This is a genomic window from Aminobacter sp. SR38 (assembly GCF_014843375.1).
GTDB lineage: Bacteria > Pseudomonadota > Alphaproteobacteria > Rhizobiales > Rhizobiaceae > Aminobacter > Aminobacter ciceronei.
In genome coordinates, this window is the sequence record NZ_CP062113.1 from 182846 (window position 1) to 207012 (window position 24167).

22 protein-coding genes are annotated in these 24167 nt (G+C 62.5%); 3 read left to right on the plus strand and 19 right to left on the minus strand.

Features of this window, described 5'->3' with window-relative positions; translation table 11 throughout:
* Positions 1-56: 56 nt before the first annotated feature.
* From IG197_RS28790 to IG197_RS28845, 12 genes are all read right to left on the minus strand, one after another.
* On the minus strand, positions 57-1304 hold the full coding sequence (locus tag IG197_RS28790; protein WP_192320526.1) for a transporter substrate-binding domain-containing protein: 1248 nt from the start codon (positions 1302-1304) through the stop codon (positions 57-59).
* Positions 1305-1785: 481 nt separating this feature from the next.
* A complete protein-coding gene (locus IG197_RS28795; RefSeq protein WP_067967401.1) occupies positions 1786-2394 on the minus strand; it encodes an ANTAR domain-containing response regulator in 609 nt (202 codons plus the stop codon).
* A gap of 13 nt (positions 2395-2407) precedes the next feature.
* Entirely contained in the window at positions 2408-3562 is a 1155-nt protein-coding gene (locus IG197_RS28800) for a transporter substrate-binding domain-containing protein (protein ID WP_192320528.1), read from the minus strand.
* 267 nt (positions 3563-3829) lie between these two features.
* Entirely contained in the window at positions 3830-5092 is a 1263-nt protein-coding gene (locus IG197_RS28805) for an ArgE/DapE family deacylase (protein ID WP_192320529.1), read from the minus strand.
* Positions 5092-6339: an allantoate amidohydrolase gene (locus IG197_RS28810; RefSeq protein WP_192320531.1), complete on the minus strand. Its 1248-nt coding sequence runs from the start codon at positions 6337-6339 to the stop codon at positions 5092-5094. Before IG197_RS28810 ends, IG197_RS28805 begins: the two co-directional genes overlap by 1 nt.
* A gap of 24 nt (positions 6340-6363) precedes the next feature.
* A complete protein-coding gene (gene puuE, locus IG197_RS28815) occupies positions 6364-7272 on the minus strand; it encodes an allantoinase PuuE (protein ID WP_083948812.1) in 909 nt (302 codons plus the stop codon).
* A gap of 38 nt (positions 7273-7310) precedes the next feature.
* Positions 7311-8054, minus strand: coding sequence for an aspartate/glutamate racemase family protein (locus IG197_RS28820; protein WP_182574680.1), 744 nt, complete (start codon positions 8052-8054; stop codon positions 7311-7313).
* A 9-nt stretch (positions 8055-8063) separates the two neighbouring features.
* On the minus strand, positions 8064-8780 hold the full coding sequence (locus tag IG197_RS28825; RefSeq protein WP_182574681.1) for an ABC transporter ATP-binding protein: 717 nt from the start codon (positions 8778-8780) through the stop codon (positions 8064-8066).
* Positions 8777-9547, minus strand: a complete 771-nt coding sequence (locus IG197_RS28830) for an ABC transporter ATP-binding protein (protein WP_192320533.1) — start codon at positions 9545-9547, stop codon at positions 8777-8779. The genes IG197_RS28825 and IG197_RS28830 overlap by 4 nt, the downstream gene beginning before the upstream one ends.
* Entirely contained in the window at positions 9540-10577 is a 1038-nt protein-coding gene (locus IG197_RS28835; protein ID WP_192320535.1) for a branched-chain amino acid ABC transporter permease, read from the minus strand. The genes IG197_RS28830 and IG197_RS28835 overlap by 8 nt, the downstream gene beginning before the upstream one ends.
* A 7-nt stretch (positions 10578-10584) precedes the next feature.
* Positions 10585-11445 carry a branched-chain amino acid ABC transporter permease gene (locus IG197_RS28840; RefSeq protein WP_067967374.1) on the minus strand — a complete coding sequence of 287 codons (861 nt, stop codon included), beginning with the start codon at positions 11443-11445 and terminating at the stop codon, positions 10585-10587.
* 116 nt (positions 11446-11561) lie between these two features.
* The gene (locus IG197_RS28845) at positions 11562-12698 is read right to left on the minus strand and encodes an ABC transporter substrate-binding protein (RefSeq protein WP_210283806.1); all 1137 of its coding nucleotides are present in this window, start codon (positions 12696-12698) and stop codon (positions 11562-11564) included.
* Positions 12699-12945: 247 nt separating this feature from the next.
* On the opposite strand from IG197_RS28845, the gene IG197_RS28850 reads away from it, so the two are divergent.
* Positions 12946-14355, plus strand: coding sequence for a PLP-dependent aminotransferase family protein (locus IG197_RS28850; RefSeq protein ID WP_192320537.1), 1410 nt, complete (start codon positions 12946-12948; stop codon positions 14353-14355).
* A gap of 36 nt (positions 14356-14391) precedes the next feature.
* On the opposite strand, the gene IG197_RS28855 is transcribed toward IG197_RS28850, so the two are convergent.
* On the minus strand, positions 14392-14763 hold the full coding sequence (locus IG197_RS28855; protein ID WP_067968412.1) for a 6-carboxytetrahydropterin synthase: 372 nt from the start codon (positions 14761-14763) through the stop codon (positions 14392-14394).
* Between the two features lie 218 nt (positions 14764-14981).
* On the opposite strand from IG197_RS28855, the gene IG197_RS28860 reads away from it, so the two are divergent.
* Complete coding sequence (locus IG197_RS28860) at positions 14982-15512, plus strand: molybdopterin-dependent oxidoreductase (RefSeq protein WP_192320538.1); 531 nt, start codon at positions 14982-14984, stop codon at positions 15510-15512.
* Between the two features lie 10 nt (positions 15513-15522).
* The gene (locus IG197_RS28865) at positions 15523-17940 is read left to right on the plus strand and encodes a bifunctional diguanylate cyclase/phosphodiesterase (RefSeq protein WP_192320540.1); all 2418 of its coding nucleotides are present in this window, start codon (positions 15523-15525) and stop codon (positions 17938-17940) included.
* Positions 17941-18110: 170 nt separating this feature from the next.
* On the opposite strand, the gene IG197_RS28870 is transcribed toward IG197_RS28865, so the two are convergent.
* The 6 genes from IG197_RS28870 to IG197_RS28895 form a co-directional block, all read right to left on the minus strand.
* Positions 18111-18629: an RES family NAD+ phosphorylase gene (locus IG197_RS28870; protein ID WP_192320542.1), complete on the minus strand. Its 519-nt coding sequence runs from the start codon at positions 18627-18629 to the stop codon at positions 18111-18113.
* Positions 18622-18993: an antitoxin Xre/MbcA/ParS toxin-binding domain-containing protein gene (locus tag IG197_RS28875; RefSeq protein WP_067967357.1), complete on the minus strand. Its 372-nt coding sequence runs from the start codon at positions 18991-18993 to the stop codon at positions 18622-18624. Before IG197_RS28875 ends, IG197_RS28870 begins: the two co-directional genes overlap by 8 nt.
* 188 nt (positions 18994-19181) lie before the next feature.
* On the minus strand, positions 19182-19859 hold the full coding sequence (locus tag IG197_RS28880; protein WP_192320544.1) for an SMC-Scp complex subunit ScpB: 678 nt from the start codon (positions 19857-19859) through the stop codon (positions 19182-19184).
* Positions 19860-19861: 2 nt separating this feature from the next.
* The gene (locus tag IG197_RS28885) at positions 19862-20815 is read right to left on the minus strand and encodes a DUF1403 family protein (protein ID WP_192320546.1); all 954 of its coding nucleotides are present in this window, start codon (positions 20813-20815) and stop codon (positions 19862-19864) included.
* A gap of 203 nt (positions 20816-21018) precedes the next feature.
* Positions 21019-22851 carry an ABC transporter ATP-binding protein gene (locus tag IG197_RS28890; protein WP_192320548.1) on the minus strand — a complete coding sequence of 611 codons (1833 nt, stop codon included), beginning with the start codon at positions 22849-22851 and terminating at the stop codon, positions 21019-21021.
* Positions 22852-22888: 37 nt separating this feature from the next.
* Positions 22889-24085: an aminotransferase class V-fold PLP-dependent enzyme gene (locus IG197_RS28895; RefSeq protein WP_192320550.1), complete on the minus strand. Its 1197-nt coding sequence runs from the start codon at positions 24083-24085 to the stop codon at positions 22889-22891.
* Positions 24086-24167: the final 82 nt, after the last annotated feature.

Consider the following 24167-nt stretch of genomic DNA (forward strand, 5'->3'; position numbering starts at 1 on the left):
GTCGGGGGGGGCGTGCCGGCACGGAATCCGCGCCGGCACAGCTGGCAGTCAGGGGGCTAGAGCGTCGCCCCGCTCGTCGTGCAGACCCGCTTGTCAGCGGTCTCGCCAACGCTGGAGTAAGGCAGCGGCACCAGCGGTTCTGCGTACTGGTCAACGATGTCGAGCAGGCCGTCGGCGCGGGTCTTGCCGATGCGCGGCGTCAGGTAGCTGTGGAGGTTGTCGGGGTCGATGGTGACCTTGCCTTGGGGTGCATCGAAGGACAGACCGCCGGCATTGGCGACGATCGCATCGGGCAAGAGGTCGCCTGCCTTTTCCGCGGCCATCGCCCACATGTTGACGCCGATATAGACCGCCTCCATCGCAGCGTGGGTTACGGCGTCGGCGCCGGCATAGGCCTTGAACGCCTCGACGAAAACCTTGTTCTGCGGCGTGTCGACGGTCTGGAAATAGGGCAGCGAAACATAGCTTCCGAGCGCATATTCCGGGCCCATCGCCTTGATCTCGACTTCCGTCGTCGTCGAAGCGCAGAGCGGCAGCTTGTCGAAATCGTAGCCCTGGTTACGCAGCTCCCTGTAGAAGGCGACGATCGAGTCACCCACCACGTTGGAGAAAATCACGTCGGCCCCACTCGAGCCGATCTTGGAGACCATCGACGCCCACTCGGTGTGGCCGAGCGGCAGGTACTCGTCGCCGACCACCTGCATGCCGATCTTTTCGCAGATCGTCTTCGATGTCTTCGCCATTCCGCGCGGAAACGCATAGTCGGAGCCGACGATGAACACCTTGTTCTTGCCCAGGCTCTTCTGCAGCCACGGCAGCGAGTTTTCCAGCTGCTGGTTGGGCACAGCGGAGCCGGCATAGAGCACGTTCTTGGAGCACTCCTCGCCTTCGTACCAAGTCGGCCAGACGAGCAGGCCCTTGCGCCGCTCGACGACCGGCAGCACCGCCTTGCGGCTGGCGGTGGTGTAGCAGCCGAAGATCACCGGGACCTGGTCCTCAATCGTCAGCTTGCGGGCCTTTTCGCTGTAGATGCGCGGCTCGGACGCCGGATCTTCGATGATGGCGCGCAGCTTGCGACCAAGAACACCGCCCTTGGCGTTGATTTCGTCAATTGCCATCTGGGCGCACTGGTTCATCGATTTCTCGACGATCGCGGTGGTTCCGGTCAGTGAATACATGATGCCGACGGGAATCTCGTCGGCTGCCCAGGCCTTGTCGCCGAGACGCAGGATTGACGGAGCGGCTAGCCCGATTGCCGCGAGGCCCGACGCTTTCAGAAATGTACGCCGATCATGGTTCTTCATAGGTCCTCCTGTTCGCATCGTTGTGCGTTGATTTTTGTGAAGCCGCCCCATTCGCGACCACCTGCACGCTTTATTAGAAACTACTAATAGTCAATACATCTATAAGTATATTTTTCGTCTACGAATTATTCGACAAGTCTATATTCAGCACATGTTACTGCGCAGAATCGTGAACAACTATTCTGATTGTGTTTTTTCTTGCGACGTTACGGAGCGAATCCTTTCACAAGTAGGGCAGCATGCTTCCAGACACCGGACAAAACGAAGCCGCGCACGCGCTCGCACGCGCTGACCAAAGAGCGTCAAGAAAGAGCTGCAGATCGAACCAACGGCTGCCAACGGCCTTGTCGGGAGCCGAAAAACAAAAAAGCCCGCCAACTCCTGCGAGGAGCTTGCGGGCTACATAGCCACTCGGCGCGGACCACATTGTCTCACACCGTATCGACATCCGAGGTTCACCCGGCGTCAATTATTTTTCATATTAGTCACGCATGTCCTTGAACGTCAAGAGCTCATGCGCGTTGATGATCGCACTCGCCAGATCGTCCATTGGCACGCGTTTCGCCATCGCTTGCCGGCGGATGTTCTCATACGCGTCCTGCTCGCTAAGCCCTTGCGTTTCCATGAGAATGTTCTTCGCGCGCAGGATGCGGTTGTTGCCAGCCAGCTTGCGCTCAAGCTTGCGGATGCGCTTGCTGGCGTTCTGCCGCTCGAGCCAGAGCGCGCGCGCGATGGTCAAATTGGTCAACAGGCCGAACGGGCGTATCGGCCGCTCGATGACCGCGAGCGCCCCGCACTCCAGCACCACCTGCAGCGTGCTTGGATCCTCATAAGTGACGACCGCAATCAAGGCGGGATCGGATGGCTCCACCGGCCGGAACAGGCTCAGGATCTTGTCACGGTTCTCCTGCTCGATCGAAACCAGCACCACCACCGCCGACGGGTTTATCGCATCGGGCAAGGGCCAGGTCGTTTCGCAACTGCAGCCGATGCGCCTGAGATGCTCGACCAGCGCCAGCCCCGCCGCATCTGGCGGGTGGATGACTTGGACGCGCAGGCCCTTCAGGTCCTGGAGAATGCTGGTTGCCACCGAGAACGATCCGCTAAGCCTTGCGTTTGAGCTGATGGGGTTTGCTCATCCAATCATCGAATGACGCCGTGACGAAGTAGGGGTCGGGCCTGATCCTCGTCTCGGATTGCCAGATGATGTCGAACTTGCCTTCGTCATTGACCCGCCCGATGCGCGACCACAATTCGGTGTGGTGGTTGTCGGGGTCGATGCGTATCCGCCCTTGCGGCGCGTCGAACTCCAGCCCGGCGAGATGTTTGGCCAGCGCTTCCGGTTCGTCCGTACGGGCCAGCTCCAGCGCTTTGGCATAGAGATGAACCTGGAAATAGGCAGCCTCGGCGCCCGCCGTAACAGGGGCGTCGGCGCCGAACCGCTGCTTGAAGGACGATACGAATTGGCGCGCCTGCGGCGTGTCGAGCGTCTCGAAGAACGACGCCGAGGTCAGGTGTCCCGCCGCGATGTCAGGCGCCATCTCGGCGACTTCCGCTTCCGTTGTCGTCAGGCTGGCGATCGGCATCGTGGCGACGTCGAAACCGGCTTCCTTGTAGGCCTCATAGAGCATGACCGCACCCGTGCCGACGACCGTCGACACCACGATGTCCGGCTTCAGCTTGCTGATCTGCTTGATGACACGATTGAAATCCTTGCGCACCGGTTCAACGGGCACATAGAGCTCGTCGAGAATGGTCCCCTTGGCTCTCATGACAAGGTCCATGACGACGCGGTTGTATTCGTAAGGGAAGACGTAGTTGGAGCCGACCAGCAGGAAGCGCGTGCCGTAGTTGTCGATCAGATAGCGCGCGAGCTGGACCGCGTTCTGGTTCGACGACGAACCGGTATAGAAGCAACGCGTCGAATACTCGAACCCCTCATAGAAGGTCGGGTAAAACAGCATGCCGCGATAGGCTTCGATTTCCGGCAGGACGGCCTTGCGCGCCGACGACATGTAGCAGCCGAAGATGATCTTGATGCCGTCCTCGGCGAGGAGGCGAACGGCGAGTTCCTGGTACTTTTTGGCCGAGCATTCCGGATCGTAGAAGACCGCCTCTATCTGCCGCCCACGAACGCCGCCGGCCGCGTTGATCTCCTCGATCGCAAGGCGCGTCGCGTTCGCTTCGGCCGTCTCGGCCGCCGCGGTCACTCCGCTGTTGGAAAACAGGACGCCAATCCGCCAGTCACCAGTCGCCATGCGCTATAAGCCACCTATTGAGCAGGTCGATAGAATACTACCCGGTCATCGGCGCGAGCCGGGCGGAGTCTGCTTTGGGAGATTTGGGAAACGCCACTGTTTCCAGTCCCATAGAGATATCCTGACAGCTCGGGAAAGGCAACGCGGCTCTGCGGATCTGCCGCGAAGGAGAGGAGTGTCCGTGGACAGCGTGTTCCGAGCCATTGCCGGCAGGAAGGCGGTCCATGACCGCCTACCGTTTTGTTCGAATGCCCAAGCCACAAATCGTCAGGCGTTGCCGGTGAGCATGTCGTAAAGCGCCAGCGTCACCACATTGGTTGCCAGGACGAGGTCGTCGATCTTGAGCTTTTCGTCGGCACGGTGCGCATTGGCCTCGAGCATCGTTCGCGGACCGGCGCCGTACAGCACGGTCGGAATGCCGGCATTGCTGTAGTGCCGCGCATCGGTGTAGAGCGGCACGCCATGCGTCGGGACGGCCTCGCCGGCCAGCTCCGAGGCATGCCTCTGCAAGGCACCGGCCAGGCGTTCCTGCCCGACGAGCGGCTTCAGCGGATTGGCCAGCATCAGCTGGCGGACATGGCACTCGACGCCCGGCATCTCGCGCGCGGTCGCCTCGATGAAGGCGATCAGCTCGCGCGCCACCTCCGGACCGTTCTCTTCCGGGATCATCCGGCGATCGACGCGCATCACGATCTTGTCGGGCACGACATTGGTGTTGATGCCGCCGGAGATAAGCCCCACCACCAGCGATGGCGTGGTGATGCCTTCGACCGACGAGCGCTGCTCGGAAAAACCCGAGCGCAACGAATAGAGCCGGCTCAGTATGTGCGTTGCCGCCTCAAGTGCGTCGATGCCCGTTTCGGGCCGCGCCGCATGGGCGGACTTGCCACGGACGTCGATGTCGAGATGCAAGCAGCCATTGTGGGCAGTGACGACGCCGTAGGACAGGCCGGCGCAGATCGCATAGTCCGGCTTGGTCAAACCCTGCTGAAGCAGATGGAGCGGGCCGATGTCGCCGCCGACCTCTTCGTCGTAGGTCAGGTGGATCTCGATCGTGCCCGACAGCTTCTCGCCCAATGCGCGCAGCGCCAGCAGCGCATAGGCATAGGTGACGAAGTCGGACTTCGAGGTCGCCACTCCCCGGCCGTACATCCAGCCATCCTTGATCTCGGCGCCGTAGGGATCGACGGTCCAGCCTTCGCCAGGCGCCACGACGTCGCCATGCGCATTGAGCGCGATCGTTGGACCGGGCCCAAACCTATGGCGGACAATCAGGTTGGTGGCACTGATCATGCCGACGCTCGCAACCAGCGCATCGGGCACCTTGTGTCGCTCGACGGTGAAACCAAGGCCTTCATACAATTGGGCAGCGCGATCGGCATGCGCTGCGCAATCTCCGGGCGGGTTGTCAGACGGCACCTTGACCAGCTCCGCCAGCATGCGCACCTGGTCGTCACGATGCGAACGGATGTAATCCAGCAGACGCTCTGAACCGAGGCCGGGGCTTTTTTCGATAGGGTTCGGTTCCATTAGGGTTTTCCCTGAAAATTCTCGATGAAATGCAAGAGCACAGCCGCCCCCGTTGCAACGTCTGCCGCGGTGACCGACTCCTCCGGCGAATGGCTGATGCCGTTCTTGCAGCGAACGAAGATCATGCCGATGTCGGTGATCGTGCTCATCGCCATGCCGTCGTGGCCGGCACCGCTGGGCAGGCGCAGAGGGCGCGTTCCGGCCGCTTCGACGGCGGCCGCGATACGGTCGACGAAATCGGGCGCGCATGGGCAGGACTTGAGATCGAGGATCTTGTCGATGTCGATCTCCACTCCGCGCCTTGCCGCGATGGCCCGGGCAGCGACGCCGAGTTCGTCGAAGGCAGCATGGCGGACACTGTCAGCCTGCGAGCGCAGGTCGACGGTCAAAGAGACCTCGCCCGGGATGACATTGATCAGTCCCGGGTCGGCCTTGACAAAGCCGACTGTGCCCACCGTATGGGGATGGACCGAGGCGATGCGCTCGACCGCCAGCGCGATCTCGGCTGCTGCCAGGAGCGGATCCTTGCGCATGCCCATAGGCACCGTGCCGGCATGATTGGCCGCACCCTTGAGCGTCACGACGGCGCGCGTCTGGCCGCTGATCGCGGTCACCACGCCGACCGACAAACCCTCGGCCTGGAGCACTGGTCCCTGCTCGATATGAAGCTCGACATAGCCGATCATGTCGCCCGGCCGATGGGCTGCCCTGGCGACGGCCTCGGGATCGAGACCGAACGCGATCATGGCCTCGCGAAGGCTGATGCCTTGCGCATCCTTGGCGTTGAACAAGTCGTCACCGAACTGTCCCGTGATGGCGCGGCTTCCGGCGAGCGTCGTCCGGAACCGCGTACCTTCCTCGTCGCCGAAGGCGACGACCTCGATACCGAACGGCAGGCGGCGGCCGCGACCGTTGAGCACGGCAACGCAGTCGAGCGAGGTGATCACGCCGAGCGGACCGTCATAGCGGCCGGCATGGACGACACTGTCCATATGCGAGCCGGTGACGAGATAGGGCCCGCCGCCGCTTTCGGAATGGTAGCGGCCGACGACGTTGCCGGCCTCGTCGATACGCGCGTCCATGCCGGCATCGTGCATCCATCCGGCAATGGTTTCGGCGGCCGTGCGATGTTGCGGCGACAGATAGAGCCGCGTCACGCCAACGCCCGGCTCGCTGATGCTGCCAAGCTCGTCGCAGCGCCGCATGATGCGCCGCCCGGCGTCGGTTTCGTTGAGGTAAGTCGACATGATGCTATCCCGGAGCCTTGGCCGCTACTGCCGCTCAGGTGCATGGTGCTTGTGCCAATGGCGGGCGATTTCGTCGCGCCGGCAGATCCAGACGCCTTCGTGCTTCTGGACGTAGTCGAGGAAGCGCAGGAACGAAGCCCAACGCCCGGGGCGGCCGACGATGCGCAGGTGGAGCCCGGTGGACATCATCCGCGGGGTCCTGTCGCTCTCGCGATAGAGCACGTCGAACGTGTCCTTGAGATAGGTGAAGTACTGGTCGCCGGAGTTGAAGCCGGCGGCCGCCACGAAACGCATGTCGTTGGCTTCGAGTGTGTAGGGAATGCGCAGATGCTGCTTGCCGTTGACGTTTTCCCAATAGGGCAGGTCATCGGCATAGGTGTCGGAATCGTAGAGGAAGCCACCCTCCTCCACCACCAGCTTGAGCGTGTTGGGGCTGCAGCGTCCGGTGTACCAGCCGACCGGCCGCTCGCCAGTCACCCGCGTGATGGTGTCGATGGCAAGCTTCATCTGGGCGCGTTCGGTGTCCTCGCCCATCCACTGGTGGTCGATCCACTTCCAACCGTGGCTGGCGATCTCGTGGCCGAGGGAGTGCATGATCTTGCCGGCCTCGGGGTAGTGCTGCAGCGCCAGGCCGTTGGCCAGAACAGTGGTGTTGATGCCGCGCTGCTTGAACTCGTCGAACACCCGCCAGAACGCGACGCGCGTGCCATACTCGTAGAGCGACTCCATGTTCATGTTGCGCACGCCGAACAGTTGCGGCGCGCCGATGATGTCGGAGATGAAGTTCTCCGAATGGGCATCGCCGTGCAGGACGCAGTTCTCGGACCCCTCCTCGAAGGCGACGATGAACTGCAGCGCGAGCTTGGCGCCGTTCGGCCAGTTGGCCATCGGCGGCCTGTTGCCGTAGCCGACCATATCGCGGGGGTATGACATTGTTCGATCCTTTCTACCTGTTCCAGACGGACGCCGGCCTAGTCGCGCGGTGCGATTTCAAGATGCTTGACCGATCCGCTCAGCCGCTTGGGCAGCGGATAAGCGAGGTCACCGAATTTGCTGGTGCCGAGCCTCAGGGCGACGATGCCTTCAATGAGCTTGGTCGCAGCGGTAACGCCTTCGATGACCGGAACGCCGATCTGCTCCTGGATATGCGAGGCCAGGTCGGCCATTCCGGCGCAGCCGAGCACGATGGCGCCGATGTCGTCTTCGGCGACGGCGCGGCGGCATTCCTCGACGATGTCACGGCAGGCCGCCATGCCGGTCTCCTCGAGTTCGAGAACCTCGAGCCCGCAAGCCCGGACCTTGCGGCACTGATGCTCGAAGCCGTGAACCTGCAGCAGGTGCTCGCAGATGATCTTGGTGCGGGCGAGCGTGGTGACCACGGAGAAGCGGGTCGCCACGATGCTGGCGACATGGAAGGCCGCCTCGGCGATACCGATGACCGGCCCGCGCGCGATCTCGCGGGCGGCGAGATAGCCGGGATCGCCGAAGCAGGCGATGACATAGCCGTCGACACCGGCGTTCTCTCCCTCGCGGATACGCTCGAGGATGCCGATCGTGCTCAGCGCCTCGTCATAGTGGCTTTCGATCGACGGCGGGCCGCTCTCGACCGAGACTGACAGGATCTCGGTGCCCGACGAGGCAACGCCTTGCGCTGCAGCCAGGTTCTTCCTGGCGAATGCGGAAGTGGTCGTGGGATTGATGATCTCGATCTTCATGATCTTCCCCTAGCCGCCGAGATAGGCGCGGCGGACGTCGTCGTTCTCGGCCAGCTCATGCGAAGGCCCAGACAAGGCGATCTTGCCCGTCTCGAGCACATAGGAGTGGCTGGAGAGCTTGAGCGCCATGCGCGAGTTTTGCTCGACGAGAATGACGCTGACGCCATTGTCGCGGTTGATGCTGGTGATGAAGCGGGCGATCTCGCGGACGATGATCGGCGCGATGCCGAGCGACGGTTCGTCGAGCAGCAGAAGCCGCGGCTTGGACATCAGCGCGCGACCGATCGCCACCATCTGCTGCTCGCCGCCCGACAGGCTGCCGGCCTGCTGGCCGATGCGCTCGCGCAAGCGGGGAAACCGGGTCAGAATGCCTTCGAGGTCGGCAGCGACACCCGCATTGTCCTTGCGACGATAGGCGCCCATCAGAAGGTTATCGCGCACGCTCATGAACGGGAAGATGCGTCGCCCTTCCGGCACCATCGCCACGCCGCGTGCCACGATCTGGTCGGGTCCCTTGCCGTCGATGCGCTCGCCGTCGAACCAGATCTCACCACTCTCAGGCGCGGTCAGGCCGGTAATGGCGCGCAGGATGGAGGACTTGCCGGCGCCGTTGGCGCCGATGAGGGAAATGATCTCCCCCTCGCCGGCATTGAGGGAAACACCCTTCACGGCGCGAACCCTGCCATAGGACACGGCGAGGTCCCGGATCGAGAATTGCGCGCTCATAGGCCGATCTCCGTATCTTCCGCGCCGAGATAAGCCTCGATGACCTTCTCGTTCTGCTGGATCTCCGCCGGCGTGCCCTCGGCGATCTTGCTGCCGAAGCTGACGACCACGATGCGTTCACTGACCGACATCACCGCGGCCATGTCGTGCTCGACCAGGATAGGCGTGACGCCCTCGTCGCGAATTTTGCGGATCAGCTCGACGCCGCGCTTGGTCTCGTCCGAGTTCAGCCCGGCAAACGGCTCGTCGAGCAGGATGAGCTTTGGCTTGGCAGCAAGCGCTACCGCGATGCCGAGATTGCGCAGCATGCCGTGCGGCAAGGCGGCGGACACCGTATTGGCAAGATGTGCCATGCCGAGCAGGTCAAGTACGTGATCGGCGTATTCGCCGGCTTCCCGCTCGTCCTTCCTGGCGCGCGGCGTCCGGAAGATCATGCCGGCGAGCGAGGCCTTGCAGTCCTTGTGGTAGCCGAGCAGCACCGTCTCGCGCACGGTCATGTCCTGGAAGCTGGTGTTTTCCTGGAACGTCCTGACGATGCCGTGGCGGGCAACCGCATGCGGTCCGATGCCGGTAATGTCCTTGCCGTTGAAACGGACGGTTCCCCTCGTCGGGTTGAGGAAGGAGGCGATCAGCTTGAAGCAGGTGCTCTTGCCGGCGCCGTTGGGGCCGATGATGGAAAGAATCTCGCCCGCATCCAACGTGAAGTTCAGGTCGTTCACTGCGGTCAGGCCGCCGAAGATCTTGGTCAATCCGCGAACTTCAAGCATTGGACGCCTCCTCCAGCTTGCCGGAGCGCCGCTTGATGACGCTCAGGATTCCGTTCGGCATGAGCAGGATGCACAGGATCATCAGGCCGGAGAAAATGACGGTCTGATAGCGCTGGAACTCATGAAGGAGTTCGAAGCTGCTCATCATGACAACGGCGCCGACCAGCGGGCCAACGACGAATTCGAGACCGCCGACGAAGCAGTAGACCATGAAGTAGACGCTATCGAGCACCTGGAAAGTGGTGGGGTAGACGTTCTGCTGCAGAGTGGCGAAGAAGGCACCGCCGACACCGGCATAGAAGCAACTGACCATGAAGGCGACGACACGATACTTGGCGACATTGATGCCAAGACTCGACGCCAAATCCTCGTTCTGCCTGAGCGAGCGGAACACGGCGCCGACGCGGCTGGTGTCGAGAAGCCACATGAACCAAAGGCCGAGCAGCATCAGCGTGCCGGCGAGGTAGAAGAACGGCAGCCGCGCGCCCTTTTCGAAGGCCGGAATGATGGTCAGGCCGAACAACGACAATTCGCTGGGAAGCGGAAGGTCGACGATGCCCTGGGCGCCATTGGTCAGGGCCGGAAAACTCAACGCAGTCAGGCGGCAGGCCTCGGTGATGCAGAGCGTGATCATGGCGAAATAGACGCCCTTGAGACGCAGCACCGGCCAGCCGATCAGGCCGCCGAGCAGGGCCGCGACGGCTCCCGACAGTGGCAGGCAGATCCAGAACGAGACGCCGAGCCGCGACACCAGGATGGCTGTTACGTATGCGCCGATCAGCGCAAATCCCGCCTGGGCAAGGTTGATGCGACCGATGGCGAAGGTCAGCCAGACACCGAAGCTGATGAAGCTGACGGCAGCCATGGTGGTGAACACGTTGAGCAGGTAGCCATTGGCGCCGAAGACCAGCGGAATGGCAAGGAAGTAACCTGCCGCGATCAGCAGCCCCAGCCCGATGGGCTTCAGCGAGGAGCTTCGCTGCTCGCTTGGGGACAGGTTCACATTTGGCATGGATATGGTCTTTTGCATGGTCGTCTCAGCCCCAGGGCTTACCCATGATCCCGTTCGGCCTCACGATGAGGAAGCAGATCACGATCAGGAAGATGATGAGAAAGGTCAGTGAGCCCGGCAAAAGCGCGTAGCCGACGGATTCGAGGAAACCGAGGACGAAGCCGCCCAGGATGGCGCCGGAGAGCACGCCTGCACCACCGATCATGATCATCAGGAATGCCTTGATCGAGATGGCCGTGCCGGCGCCGGTGTGGACGGCGAAGATTGCCACGAGCAGGCCCCCGGACAGGCCGGCAAGGCCGGTCCCGAGGCCGAAGCCCATGGCCGAGAGCCACTTGAGATTGACGCCCTGAAGAGCGGTCGCCTCGCGGTCCTGTGCCATGGCCCTCAGCGCCCGGCCGGTCTTGGTGTAGCCGATGAAGGCCATCAAGGCGGCGATCAGCATCGCTGCGACGACGATGACGACGATGCGTCCGGTGGGTAGCCTGGCATCGAAAACTTCGATGACGCCGGTTGCGATTGGGGGAACGCCACGCTGCTTTTCGCCGAAGACGATCAGCGCCAGGCTTTCGAGGAACACCGCCGTGCCCATGGCCAGCAGCATCGTCACCTCCTCGCGCTTGACGCGCAGCATCACCGGCCGGAACAGGAACAGCTCCATGGCCACGCCGAGCAGGCCGACGATCAGGAAGGACATGACGAGGCCGAACCAGAACGGCAGCCCGAACACGACATTGAAGTAGTAAACGACGAACCCGCCGATCATGTAGAGCTGACCATGGGCGAAATTCACCACCTTCATGATGCTGAAAATGATGGTGATGCCGAGCGCGATCAGCGCGTAAGTCGTTCCGACGACAAGTGCATTGAGCATAACCTGCGTCATGCGAAGTCTCCTGTGCGAGGATGGACCTTCCGCCCATCCGCGGTCCGCGTCATGCGGACCTCATGCGAGGGAAGTGCGGGCGGCGGTCATTGGGGGCGAGCCGCCGCCCGTGTTCGTCAGTCAGGGAGTTTTCCGACGAACAGCGGCTTGTATTCGCCGTTTTCGACCTGCTGCACGACGATCGGCACGGAGACCTGACGCGGCTGGCCGTAGTCGGTGCGGCCGACATACTTCAACTCGCCGCCGTCCTTGAGGAACGGGTTCTTGCCGACGAAGCCGTCGAGTGCCGCCTTGAACACATTGGTGTCCTCGATCGCCTTGGGTCCGGCGCTCTGCAGCGTCTGGATCATGATCTCGGGACCGTAGACATAGAGGCCGGCGACATCGTTCCACTCGCCCCAGTCCTTGGTGTAGCGCTCGATGAACTTGACCATGAAGTCGCTGCGGATCGCCTCGGTGCTGGCACCGCCGGCGGCAATGAACCCGTTCGACGCGTCGCCAGCCACTTCGTAGATAGCCTTCGGGTCCTGCCCGGTCTCGGTGCTCATGGTTCCCGTGAAGCCAAGTTCACGCGCCGCCTTGATCAGCGGGCCGACATCCGAGGGCGATACGCCTGACAGCACGATGTGATCCGGCGAGGTACCGATCACCTTGGTCAGGATCGGAAAGAAGTCGGTGGTGCCGGACTCGTAGGTTTCCTGGTCGGAGACGACCTCCAGGCCGAGCGCCTTGGCGCCGGCTGAGCCTTCGTCACGCTGCTTGATGGGATCGGCGTTGTTTTCGGAGACAAAGGCGATCTTCTTCACGCCCTTGTTGTCCATCAGCCATTTGTAGATGACCGGGCCGACCTGGTAAGATGCCACCATGCCGAGGATCGACTGGGAGGCAGGTGCCTTGTAGAGCGACTTGGAGAAGGCGTAGGGCATGTTGACCGTGCCATTCGCCTCCATGACGGTCTTGGCGCTTTCCGCCGTGGAGTCAGTGTTCGGCCCCTGGATATATTTGACACCTTCCGACACCAGCTTTTCGGCACCGGTTTGGGCGCCCTTGGGATCGCCCTTGTCGTCGACGCACACGACCTCGATCTTGTAGGTCTTGTCACCGATCGCCACGCCGCCGTCGTCGTTCCACATGCCGGCCCGTGACTTGAACGTCTGGCACATGACGCCACCCCAGCCGGCAAACGGCCCGCTCATCACGCCCAGGGCACCGATCTTCAGAGTTTCTTCGGCATATGCCGAAGATCCAAACACCAATGCTCCGGTTGCCGTTCCTAATATAAGCACCCTGCGCAGGGCACTTTGTCTCTGCTGACGCAAAATCATCTTGTCCTCCATTGTGATACTCGGCCTTCATCTGCAATTGAACCCATGTCAATTGGTTCAATATGCTCAGATTACGCAGTTATGTTCCCTTGTTTTTGTTGTTATTTGAGCGTATGTCTGGCACTTGAAGGTGTCAATTATTTCATTGACACGGTGTCAAAGTAGCGAGAGCCGCATGAACTGGAAGCCGGAGATCAGGAAGGGCGCCGGGCCGATCTACGTGGCGATCTGCGATGCGCTCGAGCGCGGAATAGCCGAAGGTCAGTTGCAGCCCGGCGAGAAGCTGCCGCCGCACCGCGACCTCGCCTATCGGCTGGGCGTGACGGTCGGGACGATTGCGCGAGCCTACACCGAGGCGGCGGTAAGAGGCCTCGTCGTCGGCGAGGTTGGCCGCGGCACGTTCATCAACGATTTCGACAATCATCGCGACGACATCACCCGGCTGGTGGTGCCGGAAAAACCCCAACCGGAGGTAATCGACCTCGGACTGAACCTTTCCGCCATTGGTGAAGCCGACGAAATCCTCAGGTCGACCCTGAAGGATCTGTCGCGGTCAGGCTCGCTCGACGCCCTTCTCACCTATCAGCCCAGCGCGGGCATGATCTCGCACCGCGCCGTCGCATCGCAATGGCTGGAGGGTATCGGGATCAGGGCGCATCCGGACAATGTCATCATCTGCAATGGCGGACAGCACGGCCTTCTGATCAGCATGATGGCGCTGGCCGGCCATGGCGAGTCAATTGCCACGGAACAGCTGACTTATCCGGGTGCAAGGGCCATCGCGCATCAGCTCGGCATCACTCTCGCCGCGGTTCAAATGGACCACGAGGGTCTGGATCCTGCGGCCTTGCGCGAACTCTGCGAGACCAAGCGGCCGAAGGCGCTCTATTGCATGCCCGTTCTCCAGAATCCGACGACGATCACCATGTCCGAGCAACGGATGCGGGAGATTGCCGCGATCATCGAGGAGTATGGTCTCTGGATCATCGAAGACGACGTCTACGGCTTCCTGGCCGAGACCAGGCCGCGGCCCTTCGCCTCTCTCATTCCGGAACGAACCATCTACCTTACCAGCGCCTCCAAGAGCATGGCGCCTGGCCTGCGTATCGGCTTCCTGGTGGTACCGGCCAAGCTCAGCCGCTCCGTCCAGGAGATCGTGACCATGAGCAACTGGATGTCGCCACCGTTCATGGCGGCGATCGTGACCAACTGGATGGCAAACGGCTATGCCGACAAGCTGATCGCCTGGCACCGCAACCAGGCGCATGAGCGCCAGGAGGTGGCCCATCGGATCCTCGGCCACCATGCGGAGCACGCGTCCACATCCTGCTATCACCTCTGGCTGCAGCTTCCAGAACCCTGGCGAATGGATTCGTTCTCCGCCACAGCCCTGCGCGAGGGCGTCAGGGTGATCACCGCCGACGCCTTTGCGGTGAAACGCGATCACGCACCGCACGCGGTGCGGCTTTGCCTGGGAGCAGCACACTCCCTGCCGCAGATCGCGCTGGGCTTGAACCGGCTGATGGGCCTGCTCAACTCGCAGCCCAAGCCGCATATGGATCTGCAATCGATCGGCTATGTGTAGCCGGGAAGGCTGACGGAGAGCGGAAGCTGGAGCCGCTTATGCGCGAGCCTTTTGCAGGGCGCGCCCGTTGTAAACCGTACCCTCGGCCTGACCTTGCGCGCCCCGCCGAACCGCCACGCGATCGAGCTGCGGAAACTGGGGTTCCAGCTTGTCCCAGATCCAGCGCGCGACATTCTCGAGCGACGGCACGGACAGCCCCTCGATCTCATTGAGATATTTGTGGTCGAGGGTCATCCGGACGACCTCTATCTGCTGTTCCAGCTCATAGAGATTGGCCGGCCAGCCAAAGACCGGGTCGGGGTCTCCGACGAGGTGGACGCTGACCTGGAACGAGTGACCGTGGAGGCCCGAAAAAGGCTGCAGCTGGTGTGCTGCCTCGAAGGTGAACTCCTTGTAAGTCTCGATCATTTTGCCGTCCTGCCCATCGTCATGCTCAACCTGGTGCCGGATATCTGCCACCGGCTCCTGAGCCGGTCAATTCGATCAAAACAAGAAACATCCGCTTGCTACTTGCTGATGCACGATATGGTGCTGATTATTGTGGCATATTCAACGTCGTTAATGTGTTTTTCAGTGACCTTTGGCATGGTCCGATGCAAACTGACGGTGCGGGGGAGTACGTGCTAATGAATCATCTTGTGTCTTCAATCATCCGCGCGGTGGCAGTGGCGACGTCATTGGCACTTTTCGCGCTGTCGTCGGCTCAGGCCGAAGACAGCAAACTGCAGGCCCCCAAGGGCACCCCGGTCCTGGTCATCGAAGGCAAGATCAGCGTCACGAATGGCAGCGGCGTGGCCTCGTTTGACCGCGACATGCTCGAAGCGCTCGGCGTCACCTCGATCGAGACCACGACACCGTGGTTTACGGGCATGGTCAAGTTCGAGGGCGTTCCGCTCCAGAAGATCATGGAACTCGTGGGCGCCGACGGCAAGGAGGCCGTTGCAGTTGCCCTCAACGACTACAAGACAACGATCCCGACGGAGGATTTTGCGCTCCACAACGTGCTGTTGGCGCTCAAGCGCGACGGCCAATACATGGAGGTCAGCGACAAGGGCCCGCTGTTCATCGTCTATCCTTATGACAGCAAGCCGGAGCTTCAGAGCCAGAAGTTCTATTCGCGTTCGGTTTGGCAGCTGGCCCGGTTGATCATCCGGTAGGGAAGATGTCATGGCCGCTTTGTTAGCGCCTGGATCCCGCCGTGCATTTGCATTCCATCTGCTCAAGGCACTGCTGATTGGCACGATTGCCGTCTTCGCTGTCGCCGCTGCCTATTTGTCCGTCGTCATCTTCGAACGTCAGGCATCTATCGGGAAGCTCTCGCGATACGACGTGGCGTGGAGTGCCAGCCAGGGCGTCAACGAATATCTGCGCCTCTACCAGCGGGTGGCCACGCTGGCCGCTTCGCCAAACGATCAGCTCAAGGCCGACACGCAGCTTCGCTTTCAGATTCTGAAGAGCCGGCTCGGTGGCTTCAGCACCGGCCAGTTCGAGGAATTTGTCGCCGAGGCGCCCGAGCGAAAGGCAACAGTCGCCCAGCTGTCCAAGTTCGTCGCGGACATGGATGGCGTCATTACCAGGATCGACACCCCGGGCCAGGCGCAATCCATACTTACGTCGATGCGCGCGCTGGAGGCCGAACTGATCGGCCTCGCCTCGGAGGCCAACCAGTACAGCGCCGTCCAGGCGGCCAAGGTCGACGACGAGCTGTTGCGCCTCCATAGCGGCTTCTCCGCCGTGGCGATCGGCTTCTTCCTGTGCAGCCTTGCCTTCATCGGGCTTCTTGGGTGGCACAACCGGCTGCTGACGCAGACGTTCGATGCCCTCAATGCGGCCAATGACGATCTGCGCCGTACCTCCGACGACCTGGAGACGGCCAACGCCGCGGTGCTCGGCGCGAACCACGCGCTCGCCACCCAGAACGGCCTGTTCGATGCCGCCCTGAGCAACATGTCCCAGGGCCTGTGCATGTTCGATGCCGACCAGCGGCTCATCGTCAGCAACAGCAAGTTCGCCGCCATGTACGGCTTGTCGGACGACAGCCTTGCACCCGGAACCACGCCCCAGCAGATCATGCAGGCGTCGATCGATGCCGCGACGTCAACTCAACATAGTGCCGAACTTGCCCATCGCTCCCAGCAACAGCTGATTGAAAAGCGCCAGCCTGGCGTCCTGTTGCAGAAGCTCGTCGACGGCCGCATTGTCTCGATCCTGCATCAGCCGATGGATTCAGGCGGGTGGGTTGCCACCTATGAGGACATCACCGAACGCCATCTCTCGGAAGAACGCATCGCCCATATGGCGCGCCACGATCCTTTGACCGGGTTGCCAAACCGCCTGATGCTGCGCGAGCGACTGGAGCAGGAGCTGGCGCATGGCCGCAGGCACCACCAGGATACCGCGGTCCTCTGCCTCGACCTGGACAACTTCAAGAACGTCAACGACACGCTCGGCCATCCCGTCGGCGACGCATTGCTGCGCGAGGTTGCCAACCGCGTTTCGGGCATGGTTCGTGAATATGACGTCGTTGCACGCCTCGGCGGTGACGAGTTCATCGTCATCCAGCCGGCGGTCGGACGTGACGATGTCGCCCATGTCGCGCAACGTCTGATCGAGGCGCTTGAGGAACCGTACCATCTCGACGCCCACCACATCGTCATTGGAGCAAGCATCGGCATCGCACTGGCGTCGGATTGCGATGGGGTTGCCGACGACCTGGTGAAGAATGCCGACCTGGCACTTTACCGTGCCAAGAGCGATGGCCGCGGCAGTTACCAGTTCTACGCGCCGGAGATGGACGACCGGCTGCAACGTCGTCGCATGCTCGAACTCGATCTCAGGGCCGCTGTTTTCGACAAGGAGTTCGAGCTTGTCTTCCAGCCGATCGTCAATCTCAAGAGCAAGCAGGTCGCCGTGGTCGAGGCATTGCTGCGCTGGCCCGGTTGCCAGCGTGGCCAAATCCGGCCCGACGAGTTTATCCCGATCGCTGAAAGCACGGGCCTGATCGTACAGCTCGGCGCCTGGGTGCTCGAAAGGGCCTGCCGGGAAGCCATCAAATTGCCGGGCAGCATCAACGTTGCGGTCAATCTGTCGCCGGGCCAGTTCAGGCGGGGAAACATCGTCGACACTGTCGCCAACGTATTAAAGCTGACAGGCCTTGCCCCCGAGCGGCTTGAACTCGAAATCACCGAATCCCTGCTGTTGGGCGACAACAAGGAAACCCTGCTCGCCCTGAACCGGCTGCATGCGCTTGGCGTCAAGATTTCGCTCGACGATTTCGGGACGGGATATTCATCCCTCAGCTATCTCAGGAACTTCCCCGTCGACAAGGTCAAGATCGACCGCACCTTCATCGCCGAAATCGCCGGCAATCGCGACCATTGGGCGATCGTCAGCGCGATCGTGAATCTCTCGCATGCGCTGGAAATGACCACTGTCGCCGAGGGCATCGAGACCGAGGAACAGCTGCTGATCGTCCGGGCCACCGGATGCGACGCCGTCCAAGGACACTTCTTCAGTCCGCCAATGTCGGTTGCGCAGCTCAGGCGATATCTCGAAGACCAGCGTGCGAAGCTGACGCTGGCGTAATAGGCTCCAATGGGAAGTTCCCGGCCGAAGATTTTGGAAGATGGCTGAGTGTTGCAGGGGCCGAGCGATATGTCATGCCTTGAGACAGCGCGCCGTGGCTCCGCCCCTTGACGCAATGCAGTGGTCACAGCACAGATTCGTCGGCCGCAAGATTGGTTGTACAGCCACACCTAAAGCCAGGAGGCCTGCGTCTTGGGCAGGCGCTGATCAGGATCTATAACCTTGAGTGATGGCTGGCCGGGACCGTTCCAGCGCCACAATGCTACGCAACTGCCGCCGGGAGACATGAACGAGGGATAGACGACGCCGTCAAAGCCTTCGGTGAGCAGGCGCTGCCGCAGCAGATGGGTTTGCGGTGCCCTGCCGTCGTCGAGATCGGAACGCCACTCACATCTGTGGATCCTGGCGTCAATGCCGAGTTCATCCAAAATCGCGGCAACAGTCAGGTCGGCCAGCCTCGCCTCCGACAGCTCGAGCTGGGCGATCAGCGCCGGGTGCTGGACAAAACCCTGGTTGTATTCGGCCCAGGCCGTCGACAGCTCGCAGGCCGCATACAGCGTCGGTGCGCCCACCGGGTTCCATCGCCCGCCGAAACGTGCGGCACCTTCGCCCGAAAGCGGCATATGCGCCCAGCGCGGCACGAAGGCCCGCCACAAGGTCCGCTGCTTCTGCAGGCCGGCTTCAGGCATAAACGCCGGAGCGCACCGCCTCCAGATAGGCCAGAACCTTGTCCGCCTTGCCCTCGCCGACCAGGTCATAGGCCGTCTTGCCGGCCCAGCCCGGGATGGGCTGATGCTTGAACCAGATCGCCGCGCGGCTTTCGTCGCCCGCCATCTCGGCGGCCATCGCCAGAATGCGGACGACGGGGCTGAGCGCCTGGTCGACCTTGCGTGCCCCGGAGCGCGCCGTCAGCGTGTTGCGGGCAACGCCAACGAGCCGGGCCAGGTCGGCCTGGGTGACACCCAGCAACTCCGACACGCGGCGAGCCGAGAGAAACTGCGACCGGGCCTCACCGAAATGGGCCGCCGACATTCCCAAACTCTGAGCTGCCATGACACGTTCCTGACGTATTTTGATATCCACTCGTTCAATATGTGCGCATCATGCGCCCAATTCAAGCCCGGATTATGACCTCCAGGTCATTGCCAGCGTGCATGTTACCCTGCTCGACCCGCTCCCTCACGCATGTCGTGCAGGCGCCATCGCCTCCGCCACGGAGAGACGTCATGGCAGGCAAGCGGTCAATCCTCGGATTGGTCGACCTCGGCGGCTCCTCCAAGTCCCAGGGCAACATTTCCGGCAAGCAACTGCTCCTTGCTGAGCAGCCCGGCATCTTCGAGCGCTTCGAAGTCGGGCAAATCGCGCAACGTATCGAGTCCGAACTGCGACAGGAACGTCTTGGTGGTAACATAGGTGTAGGGCGCGCCCGGCGTCGGACTGCGCGGTCCCGAGGCAATGAAGTCATGCGACCTCAGCACGCCGATCAGATCGCGGCTGACCTCCTTGCCGAAGAACGCCGTCAGTTCGCCTCGGGTGATCGGCTGGAAATAGGCAATGCACATCAGCACCAGCACTTCCGATTGCGACAGTGGGCGCGCCATATCGACCTGCCCCGTCGCCGCGCGAATGGTATCGGCAAACGCCTTCTTGGTGCGATGCTGCCAGCCGCCGGCAACCGAAACCAGCTCATAGGGCCGACCGGCAAGCTCTGCCCTGATGTCGTCGATGATCAGGTCGAGATTGCAATTCCTGCCGACGATCCTGACCAGCATCTCGCGCGGTACGGGTTCGCTGGCGGCAAAGATCACCGCCTCCACCCGGCCCATCCATTCGCGCCAGCGCAGCTCCGGCGGCAGGTGCTCGAGCTCGGTGTCGAGCAATGTCGGCTGATCCTTGTCCTTTCGGCGCGCTTCCGTCATCGCTACAGGCCGTACAGCCGGAAGGAGGCGCGCCCGGAGAGCTCGCGCACCGCCTCGAACGTTTGCAGCCGCTCGAACAGGCGCCGAGCGGCAAATCGCGACAGGTTGAGCGTACTCAGCGTACCCGGCACCGCATCGTCATCGAGCAGTCGCCGGATCGCCTCGCCTGCTCCTTTCGCCCGCAGCTTCGGCGTTACTGCTGCCAGCCGGTCGGCGCGCCGTGCGATGTCGAGTGCGAGCCTCAGACCGTCACCGGCCCCGTTTGCCAGAGCCACGCACACTGCCCGTTCGAACGCTGCGTCGCCGGGGCGGATGCGCTTGCCGCGCCCGTCGCCGGAACGGAAGGCCGGGGAAAACAGCTGTGCGGCCAGAAGTGGCACGGGCCGGGGCCAGCGCAGCTTTCGCGCCAAGATCAGATCGGCCAGCCACCACGCCAACGGTTCGGCATCAGCCCGTCCGGCAGCGACATGACTGGCGATCGCTGCCGCGGCAAGCGGCGCTGGCTTGTCCCCTGCAGCCAGTTCCTCGACGGTTTCAGCGAGTTTCTCGTACCTGTCGTCGGGACGCAGGCCCAGCCATTCGGCAACCAGCGCCAGCCCGCCGGCGTCGATCGTTGGCGGCCGCGAGGCTAGGTAGCGCCATGCCCCCAGAATGCTGCCTGCAGGTCCGGGATCTCCACCTGCAGGGCGCAGATACCAGGCGTCACGCAACGCGGCCTCTTCCTCGGAACGCCCGGCCAGCCGGACTGCGGCGACAGCGCATTTGAGCGCCTGCCGCTGGCGCCAGCTGCCGGCCCAAACCGGCTCCGAGCGCACCAAACCGTCGAGGGATGCAAGCGCCGCGCCGGCGTAGAATGCCGCATCTGCGTCGTTTGCCACCGGCCCATCCGGCAGCGCCCACGAGGGCACGCGCGGCAACGCAGGCGGGACGGCGGATGCTTGGCTGGCTCGAATCATATGCGTGGAGAGTAGTCGAGCGGTGCGCTTGCTGCCACGGTTGCCGGCAGAAAGCGCACAGCCATTTTTGCCCCACAGAATGGAGCCAGAACGGCGCGAGCCATTCGCTTTCCGCAGTCAGCGATCAGTTGTTGAGGTCGGAGGCCCGCTCCAAGAGCATTGCGCGCAATCTCCCCGCGCTTGCCGCCCTCGACGTCGTCAGGCTAGACCGCCACCAGATGGCCGCCTGATACTTCCCGGAACTGGCGCAGCGGGACCTGGTAGTCCGGCGCACGGATCGGGCTTTTCAGTTCGTCCGCGGCCGACATGCGCTTTTCGTGGCGACGATCGGGGTCCGGAACCGGCACAGCCGCCAGCAGACGCTTGGTGTAGTCGTGCTGCGGATTGCCGAAGACTGCCGCACGCGGGCCGATCTCGACGATTTCGCCGAGATACATCACCGCCACGCGGTGGCTGACGCGCTCGACCACCGCCATGTCATGGCTGATGAACAGGAAGGCCAAGTTAAGGCTCTGCTGCAGGTCGAGCATCAGGTTGATCACCTGCGCCTTGACCGAGACGTCGAGCGCCGAGACGCTTTCGTCGGCGACGATGACTTTCGGCTCGAGCGCCAGCGCCCGTGCAATGCAGATGCGCTGCCGCTGGCCGCCGGAGAACTCGTGGGGATAGCGGCTCGCCATGTCAGGCGACAGGCCTACCTTGCTGAGCAGATCGGCGACCAGCTCGCGCCCCTGTTTTGCCGTGCCCATCCTGTGCTCGAGATAGGGCTCGGCAATCGCCTGGCCGACCGTCATGCGCGGATTGAGCGAGGCGAACGGGTCCTGGAAGATCATCTGCACGGATTTGCGCATCTGCCGCATCTCGTGCTTGTCCATGCCAATGACGTCCTTGCCGTCGATCTTGACCGCGCCCGAGGTCGGCTCGATCAGCCGCATGATGGCGCGGCCGGTGGTCGACTTGCCGCAGCCGGATTCACCGACCAGGGACAGCGTTTCGCCGGCAAACAGGTCGAAGGAAACGTTCTCCACCGCATGCACACGCCCGCCGATCCGGCCGAACAAGCCAGTAGGGATGTCGAAGCGCTTGACCAGGTTTTTCACCTGCAGGACCGGTCTGTCGCGAACGACCGTATCGGGTTTTTCCACGGGCAGTGTGCACTCGCCCGTCGAGGTGTTGACGATGGGAAAGCGGAGCGGGCGGTCGTATTGCTTCATCGAACCGAGCACCGGCACGGCGGAGAGCAGCGCGCGGGTGTAATGGTGCTTGCCGCGATGGAAGATGTCGGCGGTGGCACCGGTTTCCACCTGATCGCCGCGGAACATCACAACCGTGCGGTCGGCCACCTCCGCCACCACGCCCATGTCGTGGGTAATGAACAGCACCGACGTTCCCTGTTCGTCCTGCAGCATCTTGATCAGGTCGAGGATCTGTCCCTGGATGGTGACGTCGAGCGCCGTCGTCGGCTCGTCGGCGATCAGCAGTTTTGGGCGCGAGGCCAGTGCCATGGCGATCATCACGCGCTGACGCATTCCGCCCGAAAACCGGTGCGGATACTCGTCGAAGCGCGAGGCGGCAGAGGGAATGCGCACCTTTTCCAGCAACCGGATGGTCTCGGCCCTGGCGTCGGCGAAGGACATGGCATTATGGCAAAGCAGCGCCTCGGAGATCTGGTCCCCAATGGTGAAGAGCGGATTGAGGCTCGTCATCGGCTCCTGGAAGATCATCGCGACGTCGTTGCCGCGCACCTGCCGCATCTTGTCTTCGGGCAGGTCGGTCAGGTTCCGGCCGTTGAGGACGATCCTGCCCTCGATGCGGCTTGTGTCGGGCGGCAGCAGGCGCATGATCGACAGCGACGTCACGCTCTTGCCCGACCCGGATTCACCGACGATGGCAACGGTTTCGCCGGGCGCGACATCGAAGGAGATGTCGCGCACGACAGGCTTCCATTCGCCGTCGACCATGAACGAGGTCGTGAGTTTCTGCACCGACAGAACCGGATCGACGGTCTGGCCAAGGCTGTTTTCCTGAACGCTCATTATCTCTCCTCCCTGACCTGATCGACAGGCTGCGCGCTCAATCCGGCCAGCGCAGCAGGCCGTCGAAGCGGTGACGGCTGCGGTTCTCGAACGGCGTGGCGATGATCTCGTTGGAGGCGCGTGCCCTATCGAGTTCCTCGGCCAGGCGCCGGGCGACGATCGTCTCCTGGCCCGGATGCAGGTTGCAGGGGTCGAGGTAGAAGTAATCATGCTCGACCTCGTGGTCACGCACGATGATGGGCTGGTCGCCGCCCGCCAGCGCAGATGCCAGATCCCAGGCCGTGATATGCGCCTCCTGCGCGCTGATGTTGACGCGCAGCCGGTCGAGCGGGTTCTTCGTCGGGTCCGGCTCGATCACGGCGTTGACGCCGGAGCGGCCGTCGAGCGTCTCCTTCCACAGCCTGAGATAGCCGGTCTCGCGTTCACGGATGCCGGCGTGGTCGCGCTTCTCCCAGGCTTCCAATGCGGCCATGGCGCCATAGACGCTTTCCTTGCCGACCTTCATGCCGCGGCCGATGCCTAGGTTCTGCAGGTAGGCGTGTCGGACCAATTCCTTCTTGCCGGCGACGATGCCGGACGTCGGCCCTCTCAGGAACTTGTGACCGGAGTAGAGAACCATATCGGCGCCCTGGGCGAGGAAGATGCGCAAATCATACTCGGACGCCGCGTCGACGATGACAGGCACGCCCCTGGCATGTGCGATCTCGACGAATTCGAGCAGGTTGAGCAGGCCGTAGTCGACGACATGGTGCGATACGACATAGACAGCCGCCGCCGTCTTGTCGGTGATCGCATTCTCCATGTGGAAACGGTGGGTGGATGTCGCCTGTCCGATGATGACCGGCTTCGCCCCGGCAAGGCGGACGGCCTGATCGACAGGCGCGCCATAGCTGACGATGTGCCCCATCTGGATGATTACTTCATTCCTGGCAGGCGTCTGATCCGGCAAACGTTCGATCGCCAGCAGGTTGTCACCGGTCATGGCGCCGGCGACGGCGAGCGAGATCCCGGCCGAGCACGACGCGGTTATGTAGCCGGCTTCGGCGCCCGTGAGGCGGGCGATGACCGCACTTGCCTTGCGTTGGAGATCGTTGATCTCGACAAACTGCGGCAGGATCTCGGCCATCGCGGTGATCGCTTCCGGCACGACGATCGAGGCGCCGAGGCTCGTCATCGTTCCCGACACATTGATCACCGGTCGCAGGCCGAGCTTGCGGCGGACGTCTTCGGTCATTTTCCTCTCCCGTGCATCGGCAAGCGTCGGCTTTCGGCTCGACAAGATATGCCATAATAATGTAATAGATTACCCAGACTAT

Bases quoted from the DNA above. Each gene is read 5' to 3' on its own strand.
- IG197_RS28825 (WP_182574681.1), bottom strand. From the start codon at position 8,780: ATGAGCGCGCAATTCTCGATCCGGGACCTCGCCGTGTCCTATGGCAGG.
- IG197_RS28855 (WP_067968412.1), bottom strand. From the start codon at position 14,763: ATGATCGAGACTTACAAGGAGTTCACCTTCGAGGCAGCACACCAGCTG.
- puuE (WP_083948812.1), bottom strand. From the start codon at position 7,272: ATGTCATACCCCCGCGATATGGTCGGCTACGGCAACAGGCCGCCGATG.
- IG197_RS28870 (WP_192320542.1), bottom strand. From the start codon at position 18,629: ATGCCTGAAGCCGGCCTGCAGAAGCAGCGGACCTTGTGGCGGGCCTTC.
- IG197_RS28850 (WP_192320537.1), top strand. From the start codon at position 12,946: ATGAACTGGAAGCCGGAGATCAGGAAGGGCGCCGGGCCGATCTACGTG.
- IG197_RS28800 (WP_192320528.1), bottom strand. From the start codon at position 3,562: ATGGCGACTGGTGACTGGCGGATTGGCGTCCTGTTTTCCAACAGCGGA.
- IG197_RS28830 (WP_192320533.1), bottom strand. From the start codon at position 9,547: ATGCTTGAAGTTCGCGGATTGACCAAGATCTTCGGCGGCCTGACCGCA.
- IG197_RS28805 (WP_192320529.1), bottom strand. From the start codon at position 5,092: ATGGAACCGAACCCTATCGAAAAAAGCCCCGGCCTCGGTTCAGAGCGT.
- IG197_RS28810 (WP_192320531.1), bottom strand. From the start codon at position 6,339: ATGTCGACTTACCTCAACGAAACCGACGCCGGGCGGCGCATCATGCGG.
- IG197_RS28875 (WP_067967357.1), bottom strand. From the start codon at position 18,993: ATGGCAGCTCAGAGTTTGGGAATGTCGGCGGCCCATTTCGGTGAGGCC.
- IG197_RS28860 (WP_192320538.1), top strand. From the start codon at position 14,982: ATGAATCATCTTGTGTCTTCAATCATCCGCGCGGTGGCAGTGGCGACG.
- IG197_RS28790 (WP_192320526.1), bottom strand. From the start codon at position 1,304: ATGAAGAACCATGATCGGCGTACATTTCTGAAAGCGTCGGGCCTCGCG.
- IG197_RS28820 (WP_182574680.1), bottom strand. From the start codon at position 8,054: ATGAAGATCGAGATCATCAATCCCACGACCACTTCCGCATTCGCCAGG.
- IG197_RS28890 (WP_192320548.1), bottom strand. From the start codon at position 22,851: ATGAGCGTTCAGGAAAACAGCCTTGGCCAGACCGTCGATCCGGTTCTG.
- IG197_RS28835 (WP_192320535.1), bottom strand. From the start codon at position 10,577: ATGCAAAAGACCATATCCATGCCAAATGTGAACCTGTCCCCAAGCGAG.
- IG197_RS28840 (WP_067967374.1), bottom strand. From the start codon at position 11,445: ATGACGCAGGTTATGCTCAATGCACTTGTCGTCGGAACGACTTACGCG.
- IG197_RS28865 (WP_192320540.1), top strand. From the start codon at position 15,523: ATGGCCGCTTTGTTAGCGCCTGGATCCCGCCGTGCATTTGCATTCCAT.
- IG197_RS28885 (WP_192320546.1), bottom strand. From the start codon at position 20,815: ATGATTCGAGCCAGCCAAGCATCCGCCGTCCCGCCTGCGTTGCCGCGC.
- IG197_RS28880 (WP_192320544.1), bottom strand. From the start codon at position 19,859: ATGACGGAAGCGCGCCGAAAGGACAAGGATCAGCCGACATTGCTCGAC.
- IG197_RS28895 (WP_192320550.1), bottom strand. From the start codon at position 24,085: ATGACCGAAGACGTCCGCCGCAAGCTCGGCCTGCGACCGGTGATCAAT.